Source organism: Rhodobacter sp. CZR27 (assembly GCF_002407205.1).
Lineage (GTDB): Bacteria > Pseudomonadota > Alphaproteobacteria > Rhodobacterales > Rhodobacteraceae > Cereibacter_A.
Genome location: NZ_CP023548.1, coordinates 1,252,316 through 1,270,092 on the forward strand (window position 1 = coordinate 1,252,316; position 17,777 = coordinate 1,270,092).

15 protein-coding genes and 1 pseudogene are annotated in these 17,777 nt (G+C 63.3%); 11 read left to right on the top strand and 5 right to left on the bottom strand.

Features of this window, described 5'->3' with window-relative positions; genetic code table 11:
• Positions 1-214: 214 nt before the first annotated feature.
• Genes CK951_RS21580 through CK951_RS21590 form a run of 3 tightly spaced genes read right to left on the bottom strand, consistent with a single transcriptional unit; the run spans position 215 to position 2,612 of the window.
• The gene (locus tag CK951_RS21580) at positions 215-1,987 is read right to left on the bottom strand and encodes a type I restriction endonuclease (protein WP_232520695.1); all 1,773 of its coding nucleotides are present in this window, start codon (positions 1,985-1,987) and stop codon (positions 215-217) included.
• Positions 1,956-2,372 (bottom strand): SOS response-associated peptidase family protein, encoded by a 417-nt coding sequence (locus CK951_RS21585; protein WP_232520696.1) that lies wholly within the window; start codon positions 2,370-2,372, stop codon positions 1,956-1,958. The genes CK951_RS21580 and CK951_RS21585 overlap by 32 nt, the downstream gene beginning before the upstream one ends.
• 60 nt (positions 2,373-2,432) lie before the next feature.
• Complete coding sequence (locus CK951_RS21590; protein ID WP_232520697.1) at positions 2,433-2,612, bottom strand: hypothetical protein; 180 nt, start codon at positions 2,610-2,612, stop codon at positions 2,433-2,435.
• A gap of 1,168 nt (positions 2,613-3,780) precedes the next feature.
• On the opposite strand from CK951_RS21590, the gene CK951_RS06240 reads away from it, so the two are divergent.
• The 11 genes and pseudogenes from CK951_RS06240 to CK951_RS22065 form a co-directional block, all read left to right on the top strand.
• Complete coding sequence (locus tag CK951_RS06240; protein ID WP_096785336.1) at positions 3,781-4,233, top strand: DUF6634 family protein; 453 nt, start codon at positions 3,781-3,783, stop codon at positions 4,231-4,233.
• A gap of 79 nt (positions 4,234-4,312) precedes the next feature.
• Positions 4,313-5,416: an AAA family ATPase gene (locus CK951_RS06245; protein ID WP_096785337.1), complete on the top strand. Its 1,104-nt coding sequence runs from the start codon at positions 4,313-4,315 to the stop codon at positions 5,414-5,416.
• Positions 5,417-5,826: 410 nt separating this feature from the next.
• Positions 5,827-6,531: a hypothetical protein gene (locus tag CK951_RS06250; protein ID WP_157764509.1), complete on the top strand. Its 705-nt coding sequence runs from the start codon at positions 5,827-5,829 to the stop codon at positions 6,529-6,531.
• Positions 6,528-8,681, top strand: a complete 2,154-nt coding sequence (locus CK951_RS06255; RefSeq protein ID WP_157764510.1) for a hypothetical protein — start codon at positions 6,528-6,530, stop codon at positions 8,679-8,681. Before CK951_RS06250 ends, CK951_RS06255 begins: the two co-directional genes overlap by 4 nt.
• Positions 8,678-9,664, top strand: a complete 987-nt coding sequence (locus CK951_RS06260) for a TniB family NTP-binding protein (RefSeq protein WP_096785340.1) — start codon at positions 8,678-8,680, stop codon at positions 9,662-9,664. Before CK951_RS06255 ends, CK951_RS06260 begins: the two co-directional genes overlap by 4 nt.
• The gene (locus CK951_RS06265) at positions 9,661-11,172 is read left to right on the top strand and encodes a TniQ family protein (RefSeq protein WP_157764511.1); all 1,512 of its coding nucleotides are present in this window, start codon (positions 9,661-9,663) and stop codon (positions 11,170-11,172) included. The genes CK951_RS06260 and CK951_RS06265 overlap by 4 nt, the downstream gene beginning before the upstream one ends.
• Before the next feature lie 790 nt (positions 11,173-11,962).
• Positions 11,963-12,463, top strand: coding sequence for a cell wall hydrolase (locus CK951_RS06270; RefSeq protein WP_198402410.1), 501 nt, complete (start codon positions 11,963-11,965; stop codon positions 12,461-12,463).
• A 193-nt stretch (positions 12,464-12,656) separates the two neighbouring features.
• Positions 12,657-13,571, top strand: coding sequence for a CBASS cGAMP-activated phospholipase (locus CK951_RS06275; RefSeq protein ID WP_232520698.1), 915 nt, complete (start codon positions 12,657-12,659; stop codon positions 13,569-13,571).
• Between the two features lie 67 nt (positions 13,572-13,638).
• Positions 13,639-14,838 carry a nucleotidyltransferase gene (locus tag CK951_RS06280; RefSeq protein ID WP_096785342.1) on the top strand — a complete coding sequence of 400 codons (1,200 nt, stop codon included), beginning with the start codon at positions 13,639-13,641 and terminating at the stop codon, positions 14,836-14,838.
• A gap of 5 nt (positions 14,839-14,843) precedes the next feature.
• Entirely contained in the window at positions 14,844-15,320 is a 477-nt protein-coding gene (locus CK951_RS06285; RefSeq protein WP_096785343.1) for a hypothetical protein, read from the top strand.
• Between the two features lie 189 nt (positions 15,321-15,509).
• Positions 15,510-15,716 (top strand): annotated as a pseudogene (locus tag CK951_RS22065) (hypothetical protein); the annotation flags it as partial.
• 4 nt (positions 15,717-15,720) lie between these two features.
• Here the strand turns inward: CK951_RS22065 and CK951_RS20965 are convergent.
• The gene (locus CK951_RS20965) at positions 15,721-16,209 is read right to left on the bottom strand and encodes a hypothetical protein (RefSeq protein ID WP_157764512.1); all 489 of its coding nucleotides are present in this window, start codon (positions 16,207-16,209) and stop codon (positions 15,721-15,723) included.
• A 76-nt stretch (positions 16,210-16,285) separates the two neighbouring features.
• Positions 16,286-17,197: a hypothetical protein gene (locus CK951_RS06290; protein WP_232520699.1), complete on the bottom strand. Its 912-nt coding sequence runs from the start codon at positions 17,195-17,197 to the stop codon at positions 16,286-16,288.
• Positions 17,198-17,777 lie beyond the last annotated feature (580 nt).

The window sequence follows — 17,777 nt, forward strand, 5'->3', positions numbered from 1 at the left end:
CGGGTCGCGGACGACCGCTTCCGCCATCTGCCACAGATGAAGTGCCGCGACCTCACAGGCAGTTCCCAGCCCTCTGCGTCGGCGCTACGGTTCGGCCACAGGGATAAGAACGACCTTGCAGGAGCTGCCAGGTCCTCTCCGACCGGCTTTGATGGCGGCTCCACGGAACCACCGGGTCATCCACATAAAATGAAGGTGGCGGACCAAGGGGGCCTCAAGAACCGAGATAGGACTGGATCGCCGCCTCGATCGCCCCCGTGTGCTTGTACAGGTCTGACGGCTTATCAACCCGGATCTTGGTCTCGACCTTGTCTGCGTTGAACAGGCCGATGTTCTTGGTCGTCGGAGAATTGAAGTACAGACGGCAGACCGGACGCCTGTTGTTGTCGTCCATCAGGATGGCACAGTAACTCTTCGCGTCCCTCATGGTGATCCGCTCGATGGGAGCAATCTTCGCCGCAATCGCGCGGACGATCATGAACCCCTCGCGTTCCTCATCGGTCGTCTCCACTTCCGGCTCCTCGACTTCCTGCGCAGCCTCGTTCTTGGCTGAGGGCGGATCACCTCGGAGAGTGATACTAAGCTTGTCTTGAATTCGGTCGCGGATGATCTCGTCTAGAGCAGCCTGAATGGCGGGCTTTAATTGTTCTGCGACTGCCTTGGTGATCGAGCCATCATGGATCTGACGCCCAATCAGGCGAATGAAATCATCGTCTGGCTCATCAAGCTGACCCTTGAGATAGCTGGCAGCTGCTCGCGTGTACTTGAGATTCGATGCTGCCTCGATGATCGACTCGATGGCGAAGCAGCCCTTCTGGAATCGCGCCAATTCCTGCACTTGCAGATTGTCGTAGTTCTGGAAATTAAACTTGAAGAAGGGCCGCTTGTCCATCTTGTTTGGCTCATCAGTGTCCGAGAAGAACCATGCCTCCCTCCCATTAGTAAGGACGGCAAGGCGGGATTCTGTGACGTGGAAATAGCGGAACAACTGGCTGAACTGCGTGTCCCCCAGCTTGCTGTTAATTGGCTTTGCCTCCACAAGCATCGCGATCTTGCCGTCAATCTTAATCGCGAAGTCGACCTTCTCGCCTTTCTTCATCCCGACGTCGGCGATAAACTCGGGCATGACCTCTTCAAGGTTGAACACGTCAAACCCGAGGGCTTGGAGGAACGGGAGGACAACCGCGGTTTTGGTGGCCTCTTCAGTTAAAGCCTGACGCTCAGCGACCTTGGAGCGGGTTGAGAGCGTTGCGATCTGTTCGAGAAAATCAGCCATAACAGCACCAAGGTAAATGTTGATTCGCCTGAAGACAGAGGGTGAATCAGTGGCTGGCAGAAAGTCCAGAGCCTTGCGAGAGCGCCTTACCTTTAGTGGATACGCATCAATGGCAACACAAGGCCTGCGCCATGCCCTCGACAAGGTGATTATCGACGACCGTTCGGACCATTCCAGACAGGTGAGGCCTAACCAGAGTTCCAGTTCGGGCCAGAAGGACTGCTCCCCGGCCTGAAGGAGGTCATCTCCGCCCTCGGAACGCGCCATCCCGGGTCGATCGCAAACTTCTTGCTCGGCACTTACTATGCGTTGGACGGGAGACGTCCCATCGACCTGCTGCATGCCGGGTCCGTTGACCTGGTGGTTCTTGCCGCGGCGGGAACAGGCCAGCAAGGTTCCTGAGACTGATCGCCCAGGACAGCGTCCCCTGGCGCGCCGGTACGAGCCGTCGCTTGTGGTCGGGCTGGTGCATGCGAAGACATCGATAGGCGCGGCCTGTGCCGCCAGTCCCCGCAACGGCGCGGCCGGGTCAAGCACCCGGCGCTGAAGCCCTTTGAGGCTGCGGCGGGCGGCGGTGGGGTCGATCTTACCTTCCGGCGTGGCGGTCTCCCCGTTTCTTGTTCTGGTCGGAAGCCTGGCGCGGGGCGTCGCAACGGCAAAGCCGCAAGGCAGGTAACGATCACCCGCCGACCCGAGCCGGGGCCGCCCCATCCCCCACCAGCAGCGACCCGTCGGGCAACGGCCGCTGCAGAAGCCGCGCCTCGCTCCACTCCGCCTCGAGCCAGATCTTCCACTCCGAGGGGTGGGTGACGATCACGGGCATCGCCTTCGGATGCACGGCGGCGACATCGGCGTTCGGCACCGTGGTCAGGAAGGCGAAAAGATCGTCGGTGGTCTCGCCGTCCTTCAGCTTACGGACCGAGGTCCAGCCGGGGACATGGATGCCGGCGAAGAACATCGGCGCCCCCTGCGCGTGCTCGAACCAGGCGTTGCCAAGCCCTGCACCGCGCGGCTCGGCGAAGCGCGTGAGCGGGACCAGGCAACGGTTCTCGCGGCCGAGCCAGCGCCGCCAGTGCGGCGAGCCGACGTTGCGCACGTTGGTGACGCCGCGGTCGACCTTCTTGCTGACGAAATACTGCGGAGGCGTTGGCAGACCCTAGCGCGCCATCGCGAACTCGAGGCCGCCGGAGGAGCCCACCCGGACGATCGGCGCCTGCTGGTCGGGATAGATCTCGGGCTGCGGCGGCAGGTTGCCGAGACTGTCGAGGATCTCCTGGCCCGAGAAGAGCCGCCGCATCGCATCCTGCGCGCGGGTCTGGCTGTAGAGATTGCACATCCGGGAGCACTCCTCGCAGCCGAAGGTTGAATGCCCCGCAGCATAGGGCGGGCGTCTGTCAGAAGACATCGGCCTGACGTCGTGGTCGGCGTCGACGCAGGATATGCCTCCGCTTCTTCACCGCGTGGGAGCGGCACTCAGGAAGCGACGTCGTTCGACGCGGATCTGACCTTTGCTGCCTGGACCGTGTCAGGTTTCCTCCGGGCGGGGCTTCGTTTGCGCCGCGTTTCACGGCCGCGGCCGTGCCCCCGTTGGCCGTCGGCAAGCCGCTGGGTGAAGAGCTTTCCGAGCGGCGGCGGGTCGATCGGACAGTGCTGCGGCAACTCGCCGCATCGGGGGCGCTGCGGGGTGGAAGGGGGTCGGCACGGCGAGAGCAAAGCCGCCGCGGCTTTTTTCGCGGAAGGTGCCCTGCATCCCTCCGATCAGTTCGGGCAAGGTTCGCCTGCGGTCGCCTCGGTTCGGGATGTCGCCGGCCCCTTTGCGGGGTTGGCGCTGACCTGTCTGTGGCACCTGCGGATCGCGGGCACCGGCGGCGCGACCGACCGTTGACCACCGGGGAAGCTGCCGACGCCGGATGTCAGGACCGCGGCACACGCGCGGGACCGAGGTGCGCGAGCGGGTCTGGAGACCGTAATTTTTTCGCAAAATCATGGATTTGACTCCATTCTGGCCTTCTGGTCCTTGTCGCCTCCACAGAATCGATGCCTCCCGACCGGGCGCTGAGGAACAGCCTTCGGCAGGGAGCGCCACCGCGGGACAATGCAGGAACGACCAGATGTTGCCAGTTGGAGATCGCCTTAAGTGTCACGAGGGCGATGATCGTGACCGAAGCTCGTTCAGCGGGCGACAGACGCAAGATACCGGGCTGACCCGTTGTCCCCGCCCACCGCGACCGGGCACCTGGCGTCTGCGGCCTCGTTCAGCGCCCGGCAGCTTTTCCAGCAGCGGCGGGCCTCGTTCGGCACCTGCCGACTCGCTGTGGATCTGCCGGCCCTGTCCGCCTGCCTGACAGGTCGCGGCAGGTTGCATTCACCTCCGCGCGCAGGTCGCCGGATGGCTGAACGCTGGCCCTCGGCCCTCGGCTGAACACTCTCACTTCGCCCTCTACAGCGATCCGCGGCCCCGCCGCGGGACGATCGCTCATGCCTCATGCACAGGATCCAGCCTCATGCCTTCCGACAACCACCTTTTGCTCGATCAAGACGACGCCGCCTTCGCCGCCGCCGAGGAACCACCCTCGGACGCCGATCTCGCCGACGCGCCCGATCCCAGGGACTGGCAGCCGATTTTGACACTCGGAGAGGTGCCGCTTCTCTGGGGCAGGGTCATGCCCCGCCCGCGCCTCGGTGACGCGACCATTGCGGGCTCGCCGCGGATTGCGCTCGACGTCCACGCCAGTTGGGAACTGACGGTCAGCCGGGGGCACCAGCCTTTCGCGCCATCCAACGCTGCCGGGCAGGCCACTGCCCATGACGCCGCTCCAAACCCGGGCAACGGGAGGACTCTCGATCGCGGAGCGCGCGGCCTTGTTCTTGTCGACGATCCCGAACTGCTGGCGCTCTGGCTCGCTCTGAGGATCCAGAGCATCCGCCGCCTCTCGAAAGCGGCACTGACCGCCTGATCCCACCCTCTGTCACCTTGTCGTCGCCGCACGGACGCCCGCTGTCCGTCAGATCTCTCATGCCCATAGGACCATCAACATGTCACGTATCCCGTTCATCCACGCGGCCTTTCCCGATCCGGCCCTAAGCAAGCCCGCAATCGAGAAGCGCCTGAAGCGTCATTTTCGACATTTCGCTGCCCGGAAAGCCGGGCTGGAAGATCCACTCCCGGACGATGACGCCGGCGATCGGGCCATGAAGGAGGGGATCACCGAGCGGATCGACATTCCCTGGCGGTCGGGACAGCGCATCTCCCGCCGGGCGGAAGCGATCAGCACCTGTGCCAGCCGGAAATCGCCGCTGAGCCGGCTGAAGCCGGAGGACCGGAAGCGGCTCGACGTATTGCGCAACGGCGTGGACCTAGTCGATTTGCCCTCGGAACATCGAGCGGACGAAATCGGGGCCGCGTTGCACGCGGAAATGCCGTGGATGGCGCCGGCCACGAACCGGATATGGCAAGATCTGCAGCAATCGGTGCAGCGTGGCGAACCCGGTACCCACATTCTGCCTCAACTGCTCGACGGCCCGCCGGGGATCGGCAAGAGCTATCTCGCCCGTCTGCTCGCGAAGCTGATCGGCGTGCCGGGTCTCACCCTTGAAGCCACCGTGGAGAATGCGTCTTTCGGCCTGGTCGGCTCGCAACGCGGCTGGGGAAACGCCGCGCCGGGCAGGATGATCAACCTGATCCTCGCCGAACTCGTTGGCAATCCGGTGATCTTCGTCGACGAGATCGAGAAGGCGGGACGGGCTGACTCGACCAAGGGGCAGTGCTTTTCCTTGACCGACGCGCTGTTGCCGCTGCTCGAACCGACCTCCGCGGCCGCCTGGAGCTGCCCGTACTTCGAGATCGGCTTCGACATGCGCTGGATCAGCTGGATCCTCGCGTCCAACGATTGGCGATCCCTGCCGCAGCCCTTGCTCAGCCGCTGCCCGCCAATCCGGCTGGAGCGGCCGACGCTGCAGCATCTCAAGGGGTTCGCCCGGCACCAGGGCGCCCGGCGGGGGCTGTCAGAGGCCTCGATCGAGGCGATCTGCGAAGCGCTGGACCGGGCGGTGGCCCGCGGCTACGTGCCGGATCTCAGAACCGTTCTGCGCATGCTCGACCACGCCGAGAGGATGGAGCGGCGGCCGCCGCTGCAGTGATGAAAGTGCCGCCGGTCAGGACAACGGACACGACGCCCGAAAACCAGCTGAGACTGGGTGGCGACACACAACCTGCACGTCGTGCTCGGGAACGCAAGTTTGGCTGGCATGGTCGCAGTGCGCACCTGCGCGGCCGCACCTCGTCAAGGGTGTGGACAACCGATCGTTTCGACTCGGAATCCTCCTGAGAGCTGATCACAATGAACCAGACGAGCAACGGAGGCGCTATCGCAGCAGCAAATACCCTGATCCCAAAAAAGAAAGACCCGGTCCTGAGGGAACGGGTCTCTGAAGTCGGCCGGGCGAACCCGACACTATCCTGAGGCACAAGCCTACGCGGTTCCAACGAGAACGCAAGCGGATCTCCCGGCCAATCCACAGAAACCCGGCGGCGCAGCCGCCAACCTCGATTGACGGGGAACGATACCATGTTGACTGAACTCCAGCTGCTCTGGCGCCCGCCGAAGCCGAGCCGCGCCCAGCGGAAGATCCCGCGCAAGTCCTCGGACCACTTTCTCGGCCAACTGACCTTCGGCGAGGAGGCCGGGCAAGGACAGTGTCTCCAGTTCGAAAGCCTGCTCGAGTACAAGACGGCGCTGCTGCTGATCTATCGGCCCGGGATCGTGGACGTCCGCGAACAGGTAGGTCCGGTGATGTTCACCAAGGCGAACGGCAAAGCTGGCAAGCACTACTTCGACTTCATCACCTATGAAGCCGCCGGTCGCCGGACCGGGGTCATGGTGAAGCCCGAGTGGCGTGCGGAGAAGGCCGAATTCCAGGATGAGGCCGCGCGGGTGCGCGCTGCTGCTGTGCCGACGGTTGTCGATCGCGTCGTGGTCGTGACCGAGCGGCAAATCCATCCCCACAAGCTGGCCCGTGCGTCCCTGTTTCACTATTGCCGGTTCGCTCAGCCCGAGCACGACAAGGTTCTGGCCTGCGCCGCCAACGACTTCGAAGGACCCGCTACCGTCCGGGACTTCTGCCGTGCGGCGGGCATCGGAGATGAAGGCTATCACGGAGCGATCCGCCTGATCCGCAAGGGCATCCTGAGGACCGACGTCGAGTGGCCCCTCAACCTCGGCAGCGTCGTCCGCCGGGGAGTGATCGCAGCATGATGAACCAGCCTGCCTCTGCACCGATGGTTCTCGCGGAGGGCACCGAGTTCGCCCGGGGCGTCCGGACCGGAAAGGTGTACCGCGTTGCGCCCAACGGCTGCGAGGTGCTCTGGCACGAGTGGTTAAATCTCGAAACCGGCGAGGTCGTGCGCGCCATTGCGGACTTCATCCCGGCCGAGGTGATCGGCCGTGAGGTTTCGAGGGGACATCTACGGATCCTCAAGCTTCCGGAAACCATGGTCCACGGCGGGCAGGTGCCGGGCAAGTCGGTGCCGACCCAGGTGGAACTCGAGAGGGCCAGCCATCGGGAATGCTACATCCTCGCGGCGCAGCAGTTGATCGACGACGAAAAGTTGCAGGCGCGTCGCGTGGATTTCGTCCGACATTACCTAGTGATCCTCGGGCTGGGAACCAAGCTGGCGAACAAGCGGGCCGACCGCACGTCCGGAGGCTCCAAATGTGGCACGACAGTTCAGAATCGTCGTCCTCCTGAATGCGGCGAAACGATCTTCCGCTGGTGGAGCAAGTGGGCTGCGGGGTCCAGGATCCTGCAGATGGACGGGTTCCGGAACTGCGGGCGGAAGGTGGGCGATCGCTACACCGACGAAGAGGACGAGTTCTACGGCAATGTCATCCGTATGCGCCTGCACGAGGAGCGACCGCCGATTTCCAGCATCGTCGAGAGTGTGCAGGCGGCAGTTCGCGAGGAGAACTTGCGGCGATCGGCTTTGCCGATCCCCGAAACGGTCATGCAAGTCCCGGGCTATGACTGGATCTGGATGATGATCGCGCGTCTTGCTCCGGTGGATCACAAGGTCCGGACCCGCGGCATGGCAGTTGCCTACCGGGATCTACATACGCTCGGTCTGGGGTTGCAGGTGACCCGCGTCCTCGAGCGCGTGGAACTCGACGAGTACACCGTCGACCTCATGGTCTTCATGCGGATGCTCGAGATCGACACCAAGCTCACACCGGAAGAGAGGCGGGCTCTCGGGCTCGACGGCACGCCGCAGCGACTGATCCTTTCGGCGGCCATCGACGTCTTCAGCGGCGCGATCGTCGGGCTGCAGATCGCGCGGGCCGGATCGGTCGAGGTGACGTTGCGCACGATCGAGATGATCTACCTCGACAAGCAGCCGATCGCCGATGCCGTCGGCGCGCGGCGCGAATGGCCGATGCATGGGCAACCGCAGACGCTCGCCCTCGACCGGTCCAACATCAACATGAGCGACATCGTCTATCTTCGCCTCAGCCATGCCGGCATCACGAACCTGGCGGTTCCCGCCGGAAAGCCCTTCCTGAAACCCTGGATCGAGCAGTTCTTCCGGACGGTCGGGAGCCTGTTCCTCACCCATTTCAGCGGCCGGACCTTCTCGGACGTGGTTCGTCGCGGTGAGAACGATCCGGCGGCACGCGCAACGGTGACCCTCGACGAGTTCCTGAAATGGCTCACCCGCTGGATCGTCGACACCTATCACACCCGCAAGCCCGACACCATCGGCCGGAAGTCTCCGCTCCAGACCTGGACCGAGGCGGTTGCTTCGAGCCCGCCGCTTGTGCGCACCGACCAGAAGATGCTGCGGAAGGCGTTTGGAAGCCTGCACAGCCGCAAGGTGTGCCGGGACGGCGTGACGGTCGAGGGGCTGAGATACTATCACGAAGAGATCGCTCGCTGGTTTCTGAGCGAGACGGAACGCGACCTCGAGGTCGTCTGGTGGGACAAGAAGATTGGTGCCATCGAGGTAGGGTTGCCGGACGGGCGCTGGGTCACCGCCGAATGCGTCGACCCGAAGTGGGCGGACGCCTCCTACGACGACCTCATTCGGCAACGCCTCGCCGACAAGGAGGCCGCGCTCTTCGGTCAGGCGGACCGGGATCGCGCCATCGTCGATCTCGATATTGAGATGAACAAGAAGGCGGCCCTTCGTGGGCTCATTCCGGTTCCGCCGTCGGCGGAGGAACTCGAGAAACGCACGCGGGAATTCAGCCGGTACATGGCCAGCCCCGACCGTACCCCCGACGTATATGGCGATGTCTTCGACAACGAGGTGCCGCCCTTCATCCCCGACCAACCTGCTTCGGCGCCGGTGCCGACGCCGCATGCCTCGCACGACCCGGCATCCACTGACACAGGAGACATCATGGAATGACCGCTTCCTCTACCACCACCCCGGCCTACATGGCGAATGCTCCGGATCCCTCCGACCCGGCGAAGTTCTGCAACTGGCTGCGCGACCGCTATATGCCGAATGCCCGCGACGATGTGTTCGTGGCGGGGCTCAAGGAGATCCTCGAGACCACGCCTGCGGGTGACCTGACGGCGGCGCCGATGCGGTTCGGCCTCGTCGACGAAACCCGCGGGCTGCTCGTCTTCGCCGAGTCAGGCAGCGGCAAGACTTCCCTGATCAAGAGAAACCTGATGCGGGCGTCCGCGATCGGCCTCTCCGACGGACCGGGGCCGGGGAAGGCGCTGTACGTCCGCGTGCCTCCCGAAGCCACGTTGAAGGGCGTGGCCCGCGTCATCGGTGAGAAGACGGGATACCCGATCTCGCCCAAGCTGCGCACGCCCGAAGCATGGGAGATCGCCACCCACCGACTCGGCAAACTCGGGATCACGATCCTCTGCCTCGATGAGACGCATCACCTTCTGAAGGCTAAGAATGAACTGGAGGACGTGCTGCAGCGGCTGAAATCGCTGATGCAAGGAGAGAACGCACTGGCTCTGGTGGTCTCGGGGGTTCCGTCGCTCGATGCCGCGATCCGGCAGGATCGGGAAACCAGTCGTCGTTTCGCGGTGCGCATCGCGCTTCAACCTATTCGGACCCACGAGGAAAGGGGCCGGCTGAAAGACTTTATTGCGCGGTGCTGCGCGCTCGCGAAGCTGGCGCTGCCTGACGATCCCCATCTCGTGGAGCGGCTTGCGGCGGCGACCCACGGCAGCTTCGGGCGGTCGATCGACCTGATGCACGGCGCGATCTACCGAGCGCTGCGTCGGGGCAATGGTCGGCTGACGCTCGACGACTTCCGCCAGTCCTTCGATCTCGAACGGGGCGCGCCGGGGGTGGGCCCCTTCGGCCCCGAGGACTGGCCGTCGCTCGAGGCCCATCTGAAAGAAACGGGATGGGCGCCATGATCCTCCGTCCTCATCTCGCCCATGACCGATCTGAAACCGCAATCTCCTTCGCGCGCCGCCTTGGCCAGTTCCACACCGGGCGTGGCGGCGCCCGCCGGCTGCTGGAGGACCTTGGCATCGACCTGCGCGCCTTCCTTGCCGGCGCACCGGACGCCGTTGCAATTCTTGCGGCGGCCGCGGCCGTGGAGCCCGAGGCGCTCGCCGACAGCATGATCCGGCGCCTCGACCGCTGCCGCGAGTTTCGCGGCGAGCGCTGGACGCGCGGCTTCGTCCTGCCGGAAGGGGCTCGCTTCTGCCCGGACTGCCTGCTGGAGGATGGCGTTGCCGGGGCCGAGTGGCGCGGGATCGGCCGCATCGCCTGGCGTCTTCGACCCGTCCTGACCTGCCACCGCCATCACCGGTCGCTGATCACCCTGCCGGGTGCGGAGGCCAGTGACGATCTCGACTACCGCTTTCCCAGCGCCGCCGAACTCCGCGAGATGGCGGTCGAGACGCAGGTGCAGGTGCCGACGCCGCTGGAAACGATGATCCTGGACCGCCTCGCCGGATCCCGGAGTGCCGGTGGATCATGGCTCGGGCTGCAGACCCTCGAGCAGGCGGTCCAGGTCTGCGAGATGGTCGGGGCGACGGTCGGGCAGGGCCCCGCGTTCGATCATGGAAGCTTCACGCCCGAGGATTGGCGAAGGGCAGGGGCGGCGGGTTTCGCGATCGCGTCCCGCGGCGAAGGTGCCGTGCGCGAGGCACTGGACGGCATAGCATCGCTGTCCACCACGTCGTCCGGCAAGGCCGGGCCGAAGGCGATCTATGGCCGGCTTTACGAATGGCTGGCCTATGGCAGTCCGGTCGTGGACCAGGGGCCGATACGGGAGGTGCTGCGCGAGCACATTCTCGACACGCTGGCCATTGAGCCGGGGGAACTCCTGCTGGGCGAGAGGGTGGAAATCCGCCGGCTGCATTCGGTCCATAGTCTCTCCGAACGGACCGGCCTGCATCGGAAGAGGCTCCGGAAGATCCTCGTGCGAACCGGGCTGGTGTCCGAGGCCAGCTGGGACATGGCAGCGAACCGGCTGGTCTTTCCGGCGCAGCTTGCCGAGGACATGTGCCGCGATATCGTCGATGCGGTTTCGCTGCATCTCGTTCCCGAGGTCATCGGCTGTTCCCGCACGCAGGCGGAGAGCCTCCACCGGGAAGGTATCCTGCGCCCCGTCGTCGATCGCGACCTCGGGTCCGGCATCGGCAAGATCGCTTTCGCACGACGTGACCTCGAAGGTTTCCTCATGACGCTGTCGGGGTTGCCACTGGAAGTCGAAGGAGCCGACGGCGTCGTCGACTTGGTCAATGCAGCCAAGCGGACGGGCCGGACCACCGGTGATCTCGTCGCTCGCGTGCTGGCCGGGACGTTGCCTGCGGTAAGGCGGCGGGGCGATGTCGGCCTTGCGCAGATCCGGATCCGGTCGAGGGATCTCGAACCCTTGAAGGTCCTCGTTGGAGCCGCAATCTCCACCTGACGCCAAAAACGCGAAAAAGAATTTCTGCAACGAAAAGGGCTCGCTGCGGCGGGCCCTTTCGCTTATTCAGGGCTCACGTTCGTGTGAAGGGTCTGTCGGGACAGACTTTTCCCGGAAACGGGACAAACTTTACCTGCAGAGCCTCAATCGCCCATTGATTCTAAAGGGAAATTAATGGGCCGCGGGAGCAACTTTCGCCGCAGCGACACGGTTGTTCAGGTCAGGGTTAAACGCCCTCTTCCGGTGATTTCGGCCACCCCTTGTCACGGGTATGGCACCTTTCGCCGGTAACGCCCTGAATTTCCTCAGGTGGGGCGGCGGCTCTCGTCGCCCCGCCAGGACATCCTCGAATTCGGCGGTTCCGTTGATTTTGAGAGTGGCTTCGGTGCGGCACGAGCGTCTTCGCGAGGTCTCCTCCTGGTGCGGGCACATCATCTTCCGGTGTCCGGAACAATCTGGCTCGTTGCGCTGCAGCATTCGCCGCGCTGCGACGGGCTCCAACCCAGAAGACGCTGCTCCGACTGCGGATACGAGACCTTCGCCGCCCTGGTGGCTCGTTGCGGTGAGGTCAAGGCTTCATGCTCCGGGGCTTAATCCTTCGAGGCGGTCGACCCGCCCTGCGCTCGTCTTGCGTCATCCCGGGTCCGCCAACCGATCTGATGCTCGCAGGACGCGAGGGAGCTGCGGCATCGATGTGCGGGAACCAAATCAGCGATCTGTGGAAGTGACGCCGCGCCCGGCCCAGGATGCCGCCGCCGACCGGGACCGAAGACGGAAGGACGAACGAACGATGAAGCTTTCCCGCAAGACCCTCGTCACCGGCTCCTGCCTGTCGGCAGCCGTGCTTCTCGCAGCCTGCGGCCACAGCCCGCAGGAGTGCATGGAGCGCGTGATGCACTTCGAATCCAATCGATCCAGCCGCGACGGCATGATCGCCGTCGGCACGGTGGTGATGAACCGCGTCGAGTCTCCGCAGTTCCCCGACACCGTCTGCGGCGTCGTGGGACAGCGCGGCCAGTTCGCGCCGGGCGTCATGAAGCGGCGGATGAACCCGCAGTCGATGCCGCTCGTCCGCGAGGCCGCGACCTCCGTCCTGCAGGGCGAGCGCCATCCTCTGGTCGGCACGGCGACCTTCTTTCACACGGCCGGACATCGCTTCCCGTACGACAACATGCACTACGTCGTCGTGACGGGCGGCAATGCCTTCTACGAGAAGCGGCCGAACTACCTGGTGACACAGCCTGTGCCGCCGGAGCCGGTCGAGGGTCTGACGGGCTGGTACGGCGGCTGATAACGGCGCCCCGTCACGCTCCCCTTGCCGCGCTCCCTCCCGAGGCACGCGCATCTAGCGATGAACTCCCGTCGCCAGATCGGCGCGACTGGCAGAAGGGCGCAGAAAGCCACCGCGGTCGCTCCACACGGTCGCATCCGCGAGCGCAACACCTACGGCAAAGACCCCTATCCCCCGGAAGGCTAAGTGAATCATGAGACGTATCCTGTGCATCGATGGCGGTGGCATCAAAGGCACCCAACCCGCAGCCTTTCTGGCGGGCTTGGAAGAAGACCTTGATGAACCGATTGGCCGCTACTTCGATCTGATTGCGGGAACGTCAACCGGGGGGATTCTCGCGATCGGTCTTGCCCTCGGCATCCGGGCCAAGACCCTTCTGGAACTCTACGAAAATCGCGGGCCGACGATCTTCGGGCCAGCGGGGGACAACAACTGGCTCGGGCGAAAGGTCCGAGATGCGCGTGCCGCCTTGCGTCACCTGGTCAAGCCGAAGCACGAGGCATCGACGCTTCGGGACGAGCTCCACGCCGTCCTTGGCGACAAGCTCATCGGCGAGGCGAAGACCCGGTTGCTGATCCCGGCCTGGGATGCCGATCAGCGAAGCGTCTACATCTACAAGACGTCACATCATCCGCGGCTCACCAAGGATTACCGGAAGCCCGCGCTAGACGCCGCGATGGCGACGTCGGCCGCCCCGACCTATTTCGCGCGCCACAAGACGGTGGATGATGTCGGGCTCCTCGATGGCGGCACCTGGTGCAATAATCCAGTGGGCGTCGCGACCGTAGAAGCGATCTCGATGCTTGGCTGGTCTCCGCAGGTCCTGCACATCCTGAGCCTCGGCTGTGTCGACGAGGTCTACATGCTGCCTGAATCTCCCGGCAAGGCCGGTCTTGGGTTGAAGGCGCTCAGCCTTCTCATGGACGGCCAGTCTCGCGGTGCGCTCGGCATTGCCCGTCATTTGACAGGCGATCCGCATGACCGGACGGCTGTTCACCGGTATTCGCCGAGCGTGCCGGACGGGTTCTTTTCCCTCGACGGCACCACAAGATCCAGAGGCTCAAGGGGCTTGGTGCCTCCAGCGCCCGGCACGCCAGCCCCACCCTGACCCCCATCTTCTTCCAGCAACCTGCCGCGCAGTTCGTGCCTGTGCATCAACTCAAACGGAACGCGGCATGAACCAGATCTTCTCGCACCCCCTTACCGATACCGCCATTCAGCGGCGGGCGCAGGTCTTCACGATCCTCGAAGAAATCTGCCAGGAGCTGGAATGGACCCAGACCCAGTTCGAGAAGGCCCGTACCAGCTACGAAGCCGTCGCGGACTGGTTGGCCGGATCGAGCGATCCGATGCTTGGCTCCCTCCATGTCTACCTGCACGGATCCGGCGCGCTCGGAACTTCCATCAAGCCGATCGGGCGCGACGAGTTCGACGTCGATCTGATCAGCTTCATTCTCGGTCTCGGCCCGGAAATCGCACCGGCGCGCCTGAAGGCTGCAATCGGCAAGCGCTTGCGCGAACACGCCTACTACACGTCGATTCTGGAAGAAAAGAAGCGCTGCTGGCGCCTGAACTACGCCGGCGACTTTCACCTCGACATCTCACCGACCATTGCCAATCCGAACTGCATGAACGGCGGTGAACTGGTGCCTGATCGCAAGCTACGGGACTGGCATGCGACAAATCCTCGGGCCTATCGGGCCCTCTTCGACGATCGGGCGGCCCTGGTTCCGAGGATGACCCAGTCGATCATCGCGGCGCAGCGCGATGCGGCCACGATCGAGCCCTTCCCGGTTCGCCAGTCGGTCAAAGGCATTCTGCCGCGGGCCGTGCAGCTCCTGAAGCGTCACCGGGATCTGGAATTCCTGCATGTTCAGGAGGAAATTGCGCCGATCTCGATCATCATCACGACCCTGGCCATGCGATCCTATGAGATGTGCGTCAGGCGTCACGTTTTTGCAGACGAACTCCAGGTGCTGATCGACACGATCCGCCTGATGCCGATCTTCATCGAGCGTCCCCTCGTCAACGGCCGCCAGATCTACGCGGTCTGGAACGAGACCACCGAAGGCGAAAATTTTGCCGAGCGTTGGAATGAAGAACCGGCGCGGGTCGAGGCCTTCTACAAATGGCACGGCAAGGCGCTTGCCGACTTTGAAGCGCTGCGGGACTTGGTCGGTCTCGACGCGATTGTCGGCTCGATGAAGGACAGCCTGGGTGACAAACTTGTTTCCCGGACCATGAACCGGCGGATGGATGCGCTGAACGAGGGGCGGAAGACGGGGGCACTCGTACTTGGTGCGGGTGTTGGCCTTACCACCCAAAAATCGGTTGCTTCGACGCCCGTTCCCAAGAACGAGTTTTTCGGGGACTAGGCGCGATGGCGGGATCGACCACGAGAAACCGGCTGACACTGCCCCAGCAGTACCTGTTCCTGCAGAAGTCCAAGACAATAGTCGGCAAGGGGGCGCTTGGTCCGCGCCAGTTGGAATGGCACTTTCGCGCACAACCCACGCCGCTTTCCCGGTCGTATCAGGTCACCCTTGCCCTGGAGAAGGACGGGACGCCGGATGTTCGGGTCGTAGATCCTGACTTGAGGTTCCTCGCCGGTGGACGCGACCTGCCGCATATCTACCATGACCCGGATCGGCTCTGTCTCTATCTGCCCGGGACCGGACAATGGGACGCCAGCAAGCGTCTGGACCTCACCATAATCCCCTGGACCCACCTCTGGCTGATCTATTTCGAGGAATGGCTCGTGTCGGACGACTGGAAGGGCGGGGGAAAACACCCCGGGGAGGATGACCCAGACGAGGGCAACCGCGCGTTGCGCCGCAGCCTTCATCGAAGGCGCTAACTTAGCAGATTCGAACTGGAAGAAGTTCTTTCGTGTCAATTGGAACTGCGAGCTGAGGCGAGGTGAGCGGCAGCTATGTGGGTTGCGGATGCAGCATCATGACGCCTAGCCTAATGGCGGCTATGGGCCGGCTGCACCGGTCGGGTAAGGCGCGTCCACCCGAGCGCGACGGCCCCTTCCTGCGCAACGTGGCAGCGCGGCAGCAACGAGAATACCAACGGCCTGCTGCGCCAGTTCATGCCGAAGGGCACCAACCCGGCGACGTCAGCCAGACCCTGGCTCAACGACGTGACGCGACTGATGAACCAGCCAACCAAAAAAACCCTCGGATGGAGTCTCCCCCGAGGAAGCGCTGGCCTAAGGAGTAGCGGCCTCCAGTTCAATCGTTGCGCTTAATCTTTCAACTCGCCCTTGGACAGGGCGAAATGGCGTCATAGTCCTGCTTTTCGATCATCAATCGCTCGGTTCGCCAGCTTCGAAAAACCATTGGTTGAGCATACTTCCATCTGAAGACAGCTCGCACCATCCCATTGTCTGGCAGGCCCTCCCAACCATCCTGCCTCATCACATGCATATCAACAAATTCCCCTGGCTTAATCGCCATTATTCCGTAGATATCTGCGCGCATGAATGTCTCATCGTCAGCACTGAGAAAAAGGTCTTGAGGGCTGCTTGAGTTTCCTGCCTGAGCTAGAACAAGGCGATCGCTCGGATTATGCACCCGCAGGATAACGCGGTTTCTTTCAGGGATGTCATGGTCGTCATCCTGAAGGAAGCGAGCATAAGGTCGAGACTTAGTCGCGCGATCCCAAATCAGAAATGCCGCGGAGATCAATCCCCCCAATGATCCCACCGTCTTGATAACCGACCAGATTTCAGCCCCATTCATTCTCGGATTCCATTACCACTGCAACTTGTCGAACCACAGGGACACCATTCATTTCATCGCAATCTGCAGGGCGCACCTATTCTGCAAAGATTGCAGCACCAAACTGCCGGATGCGGCTATCGTAGATGCGGGCCAGGCAATCGGCATTGTAACCACAACTATCGCGCCCCTTGAGCCACTCCCGCTGATTGTCGAGGATGCGGCCATCCGGGCTTCCTTGCCGGATAAAGACATAGAGTTTGCTCGACACCTGATCTCGAACCCAAAGGCTCTCATGATCGCAGATTCCGTGTTCAGCATTGCTGCGCGCCCTCGAACAGTCGAAGCTCGGGCCGGAGATACCCAAGTCGATCGAAGCAGAACGCAGTTCATCTGTAAAATGCACACAGAGCTCGGGAGGTGTCATGGTTCGGCTGCGCCCCTTCTGAATTTCGACTTCTGTCGTGAAGAAATCTATCCACAAGTCTTCGCCGGCCAGAGCGTTGCCTTTTGCATGCGCAACCCGCGCCTCGACCTCTACGTGCGCGACATTGAGATCCATCAAGTCCGCGCAGATGTTCTGAAGATATACGAGCTCTACGAAACGAGCGGCGAGTGTCGGGGCCGTCGGGATCTGGTCGGGTGTCGTCACTTTGACTCCATCTTGGAGAAATATGTCGATACCCAGGGCGCGCGCTGTTCCCGGACTCAGTCGCAGTGTGGATTCCGGTCCGGCTACGGTCGCAAAGCGAATGACATGCTTGTTGTATCCGAGGTGAGTGAGAAAGGACCCGATCTCCGCATTCATCATGCCGGTTTCGCGGGCCTCGCCATTGGCGTCACGGATGTACGCGGCGTGAAACCCTATCACGGAGTCTTCGCTCATGTATCGCCTTGCGCCTGACAGCCAGAGCAGGGCACAGGCCGAATGACATTCCGCCTGCGGCAGGACCATGGTCGCGAAGTTCCGGCTACGGATTTCTGCGCCAATCGAGAGCGCTTCCGTCACGTTTCCTCCCGGGCTGTCCAGAGTGACGGTGGCTCTGGAATACCTGTCCGCGATGTGACTGAACTTAGCCGAGTCGCCAGGAGCTATCGGGCCACTGAGGAACAGTGTTGTGTGGTCACCACTTCCGTGTATGGGAACAGTCACTTCCTTGATTTCGAAAGAGTGGGCTGCATGTCCTGTCAGAAACAGGAGGGCCAGGCTTAAAATTGGATGCACCGGTTTCCTCGCGAGTTGCTCGATCGCCGCACCTTCACGATACGGACAGTTTCGGTGATCGCAACAGGCGGTTCACCCTTGAGTTCGGCCTATTCACCGAAACCGCGCTGTCCGGCGGATGGGGTGGGCGCCGGGATCTTTAAGACACGGTCGCGGGTTCCAGCCGACGTCGAGCGACGGCTGCGGGCTGTCGGTCCCTCGGTGCAGCACGCTCGAAAGGCCGCTTTGGAGGCCTGCGCCAGGAATTGCGACCGGCGACTTTGGGCCGACCCTACCCCCCCAGTCGGCTCGGCAGCGGCAACGTGCCTCGGTCGCTTCCTGCGCATCGCAGCCCTTCGGCCTGAGGCGGCGAACGTCTGCTGTC